Source organism: Saccharothrix sp. ST-888 (assembly GCF_000955975.1).
Taxonomy (GTDB): Bacteria; Actinomycetota; Actinomycetes; order Streptomycetales; family Streptomycetaceae; genus Kitasatospora.
In genome coordinates this window covers 1-4,774 of record NZ_JYJF01000203.1, presented here as the reverse complement: position 1 = coordinate 4,774, position 4,774 = coordinate 1, and the positions used below count along the sequence as shown (strand labels likewise).

Annotated in this window: 5 protein-coding genes; all 5 read right to left on the bottom strand. The window is 67.3% G+C overall.

The window, feature by feature from the left end; translation table 11 throughout:
• On the bottom strand, window positions 1–198 hold a 198-nt coding region (locus UK12_RS31830), incomplete at its 3' end, for an ATP-binding cassette domain-containing protein (RefSeq protein ID WP_045306687.1).
• Between the two features lie 53 nt (window positions 199–251).
• Complete coding sequence (locus UK12_RS31825; protein ID WP_052682385.1) at window positions 252–1,193, bottom strand: ABC transporter permease; 942 nt, start codon at window positions 1,191–1,193, stop codon at window positions 252–254.
• A gap of 10 nt (window positions 1,194–1,203) precedes the next feature.
• Window positions 1,204–2,133, bottom strand: a complete 930-nt coding sequence (locus UK12_RS31820; RefSeq protein ID WP_045306688.1) for an ABC transporter permease — start codon at window positions 2,131–2,133, stop codon at window positions 1,204–1,206.
• A gap of 197 nt (window positions 2,134–2,330) precedes the next feature.
• Window positions 2,331–3,974: a peptide ABC transporter substrate-binding protein gene (locus tag UK12_RS31815; RefSeq protein ID WP_197085338.1), complete on the bottom strand. Its 1,644-nt coding sequence runs from the start codon at window positions 3,972–3,974 to the stop codon at window positions 2,331–2,333.
• 484 nt (window positions 3,975–4,458) lie between these two features.
• The coding region (locus UK12_RS31810) for an oligopeptide/dipeptide ABC transporter ATP-binding protein (RefSeq protein ID WP_045306685.1) at window positions 4,459–4,774 on the bottom strand (316 nt) is incomplete at its 5' end.

The following is a 4,774-nucleotide window of genomic DNA, read 5'->3' as shown; positions in this document are numbered from 1 at the left end:
GATGCCCATCACCGCCTGCGCGGTGACCGACTTGCCCGAGCCGGACTCCCCCAGCACCGCCAGCGTCTCCCCCGCCCGCACGCTGTAACTGACCCCGTTGACCGCCTTGGCCACACCGTCCCGGGTACGGAACTCCACCTGAAGGTCGTCGACCTGCAAGAGGGCCGCCCCGGCCGCGTTCTCCACCGACTCCGCCATCGCCCTGCTCCCGCCGTCTCCCGGATCCGTCCCGTCCGCCGACTCCATGCCGCTCACCGCAGCTTGGGGTCGAGCGCGTCGCGCACGCCGTCGCCGACGAAGATGAAGCCCAGCGAGGTCAGCACCACCGCGAGCGAGGGAAGGGTCCACATGTAGTCGTACACACCGATGAACCCGCGGCCGGAGGCGAGCATGTTGCCCCACTCGGGGATCTCCGGGCTGACGCCGACACCGAGGTAGGACAGCGACGCCTCCGCGACCACGGCGGTGCCGACGTTGAAGGTGCCGTAGATGATCACCGGGGCGATCGAGTTGGGCAGGATGTGGCGCAGGATGACCCGCAGGTGGCCCGCGCCCAGCGCCCGCGCGGCGTGCACGTAGTCCATCTCGCGCGCCGAGAGCACCGAACTGCGCAGCAGGCGCGCCACGGTGGCCCAGCCGAAGATCGCCAGCGAGAGCACCACCGGCCACACCCCCCGGCCGATGACGGTGATGATGATGATGGCGCCGATCAGCAGCGGGAAGGCGAAGAACACGTCGGCGAAGCGCATCGTCAGCGTGTCGTAGAAGCGGCCGAAGTAGCCGGCGATCGCGCCGAGCACGATGCCGATGAACAGCGTCAGCACGATCGACACCACACCCACGACGACCGCGATCCTGGACCCGTAGATCACCCGGGAGAGCTGGTCGCGGCCGAGGATGTCGGTGCCGAACAGGTGGTCCGCGCTGGGCGGTTGGAGCGTCTTCAGGAGGTCCTGCCGGAGCGGGTCGTGCGGGGCGATCAGCGGCGCGAAGACGGCGGTCAGCAGCAGGCCCACCACCAGGACCAGGCCCACCAGCGCCAGCTTGTTGGCGGCGAAGCGGTGCCAGATCTCCTGCCACTCCTTGACCACCCGGACCGCCGGCTCACCCGAGGTCCCGGCCGGATCCGCATCCTCGCGCTGCCGTGGAACGGCCCGGCCGGCGGCAGTCGCGGTCGTCTTGTCGTCAGTCATTTCGGCGCCCTCAGCTCAGCCGGATTCGGGGGTCGAGCATCGCGTACAGCAGGTCGACGACCAGGTTGAGCACCACGAAGATGGCGACGCCCCAGGTGGCGACGCCGACCACGATCGGGTTGTTCTGCTGCTGGATCGCGGTGGACATCGCCATCCCGATGCCGTCCCAGTTGAAGATGGTCTCGGTGATGATCGCTCCGCCCAGCAGGCCGCCGAACGAGATGCCGATGTACGTCACCACCGGGATCACCGAGTTGCGCAGGACGTGCTTGAGCAGCACCTCGCGCCTGGGCACGCCCTTGGCGATCGCGGTCTTCACGTAGTCGGCCCGCAGCACCTCCAGCATGGTGCCGCGCATCAGCCGGGCGACCAGCGCCGCGTCGATGACGGCCAGCGTGATCGCCGGCAGGACGACCTGCGCCGGATCGCTCGGATCCCCGATCACCGGCACCCATTTGAGCTGCACGGCGAAGAGGTTGAGCATCAGCATGCCGATCACGAAGGTCGGAAACCCGACCAGGATCGTGGTGATCAACGTGACGACGGTGTCCCAGATCGAGTACCGCTTGAGCGCGGCGAGTACGCCCACTCCCGCGCCGATCACCGCGTCGAAGACGATCGCGGCGACGGCCAGCTTGGACGTGTTGACCAGTTTGGGGCCGAGGATCTCGGCGACCGGACGGCGCTGGGTGTAGTCCTCACCCATGTCACCCTGCACCAACTTGCCCACGTACGTGCCGTACTGGACGATCAGCGGCTTGTCGAGCCCGTACCGCTTGTGGAGCGCCTCGACCACGGCGGGGTCGCGGGAGCGCTCACTGCCGGCCAGCGAGCCGACCGGGTCACCCGGGATGACGAACAGGCAGGCGAAGAGGATCAGCGTCGCGCCGAGCAGCACGACGACCATCTGTCCGATCCTTCGCAGCAGATACCTACCCATGGGCATGTGCCTCTCTGTGGGTCGCGGCAGAGCGGCGTCGTCCTCTCCCCTGCACACCGCCGGGTCGGGCGGGCAGCGGGTGGCCGTCGCCCCTGCCTGGTCGAGGCAGGGGCGACGGCGGTGCAGCGACCCTTCGGGCCAACTGCGGTGGGGCGTAAGGGTTCAGGAGCGGACCACGCCTGGCGCGAGGGGGCGGACTACTTCTGCGAGACCTTGGCCAGGCTCGGGTTCTCGTTGAAGTCGTAGGTCAGGTTCGCCCACTTCTCGGTGTTGCCGACCCGCTGCTGGCCACGGGTGAAGAGCGGGATCAGCGCCTGGTCCTCGCCGATCGCGAGCTTCTCGGCCTGCTGGTAGATCTTGGTGCGCTCGGCGATGTCCTTGGTGGCGGTGGCCTTCTGCAGCAGGGCGTCGAAGGCGGGGTTGCTGTAGCGGCCGCGGTTGTCGCCCGTGGCGTCGTGGGTGGCCGGGTCCTCACCGATGGAGGAGGTGGCCAGCAGCGGGGCCAGGAAGTTGCCGGGCGTCGGGTAGTCGGCACCCCAGGCCGCCCGGTACATGCCGGTGGCGCTGTTCGTGTTCTCCTTCTTCAGCAGTTCCTTGAACGGGATCCCCTCGATCTGGACGTCCAGCCCGAGCACGTCCTTGAGCTGCTGGGCGACGGCCTGCACCCAGGCCTCGTGCCCGCCACCGGTGTTGTAACCGAAGTACAGCTTGGTACCGGGGGTCAGGCCGGCCTGCGCGGCGAGCGCCTTGGCCTTCTCCTTGTCCTGCTTGACGCAGCTGGCGCAGACGCCGTCCTGGAACGCGTCCTTGAAGGCCGGCGGCACCAGCGAGGTCGCGGTGTGCCGGAAGCCCTTGAACACCCCGCTGACGATGGCGTCCCGGTCGATCGCGTAGGAGACCGCCAGGCGGGCCTCCTTGCTCTTCAGCGGACCCTGGTAGGTGATCGGCAGCAGGTAGTTCATGCCGTTGGCGTCCCAGTCGAACCACTCGTTCTTCGGCCCGTAGGTCGCCTTGGCGACGGACAGCTGCTCGGTGGGCAGCCGGGCCCAGTCGAACTGCCCAGCCTGGAAGCCCTGGTACTCCAGCTGGTCGGCGTTGGCCGAGTTCAGGATGGATATCTCGACCCGGTCCAGGTGGGCCTTGGCCAGGGCGTACTTGTCGTTCCGGACCAGCGTGATCTTGCTGTTGTGCTGCCAGGGCCCTTCCATCTTGAACGGGCCGTTGCCGATCGGCTGGTCGTTGTACGTCTTGTTGCCCGCCGGGCCGGCCTCCTTGGGCACCGGGCTGAACACGGTGTGGAAGGTACGCAGGTCGAACTCGCAGTCCTTGATGGCGAGATTGACCACCAGGGTGGTCGCGTCCGGCGCGCTGAGGCCCTTGAAGGCGGTCGCGGAGCCGTCCTGGAGCTCCTTGAAGCCGTCGATCTCGTTCAGGTGGTACGCCACGTCGGAGGCCGCGTCCTTGGCCGCGGCCCGGGTCCAGCCGCGGATGAACGCCGCCGTGTCCACCGCCTCACCGTTGGAGAACGTGGTCCCACCCTTGATCTTGAACGTCCACTGGCTGCAGTCGTCGTTCGAGGTCCGGCTCTCGGCCAGCGCATTGCTGATCTTGCCGTTGACGTCGACACTGGTCAGACCGGTGAACAGATTCTGCGCGACCAGCGTGCCCTCGGACTCCTGCACGTTGTACGGATCGATAGCGGTAGGCTCGACAATGCCCAGTCGGAAGGTGCCGCCGTCCTTGGTCGGTGCGTTGTCGCTCGCCGTCGGCTTTCCGCCGTCGTTACTCGAGCCGCCGCCGTTGCTGCAAGCCGCAACCGCCAGGACCGCGGTGGCGGCCACTGCCGTCCATCGCATTGTGCTGGTGAGCCTCATTCGACTGCCTCTCGATTCGGGGCGTGGGAACGAAGAGCCTCTCCGCAACCCGGTGTTCCAGGCATGGCGGAGATCAACGTCGGTACTCGTGCGCCCATTTGGCGCTGCGACCATCGACGCGCGCAGAGCAACTATCGATCCCGTGGACCCCGTTTGGAATCTTCCTCACATCTCTTTTCTGTTACGCGGGACACCCAAGCCCGGCCATTGACTGACAGAAAATCACATATCGCCTACGGAATCATTAACTCCCACCCGCCGAATACCGGACGGCATCATCCGGATATCGATGATTTCCCGGCTATAAAACGCGCTGGAGATCTTCTTTTTTCTCCGCCGCGCCCTATTTGATCTCGCGCTCCGCCGCGCTCTATTTGATCTCGCCCTTCGCGGCGCTCTAATTGACCTCACCCTTCGCGGCGCTCTAATTGATCTCGCGCTCCGCCGCGCCCTATTTGATCTCGCGCTCCGCCGCGAAATGACAAGCCGAATCATGCGCGGCAGCCCCGTCGAGCCACTCCCGCACGGTCAGCGCGGGCGTCTCCACCGCACACCGCTCCTGCGCCTTCCAGCAGCGGGTGCGGAAGCGGCAGCCCGACGGCGGCTTGGCCGGCGAGGGGACGTCCCCGGAGAGCACGATCCGCCCGCGCCGCTCGCGACCGCTGGGGTCCGGCACCGGCACCGCCGACAGCAGCGCCTGCGTGTACGGGTGGGTCGCGTGCTCGTAGATCTCCTCGTCCGACCCGATCTCCACCATCTTGCCCAGG

Bases quoted from the DNA above. Each gene is read 5' to 3' on its own strand.
- UK12_RS31820 (WP_045306688.1), bottom strand. From the start codon at position 2,133: ATGGGTAGGTATCTGCTGCGAAGGATCGGACAGATGGTCGTCGTGCTG.
- UK12_RS31825 (WP_052682385.1), bottom strand. From the start codon at position 1,193: ATGACTGACGACAAGACGACCGCGACTGCCGCCGGCCGGGCCGTTCCA.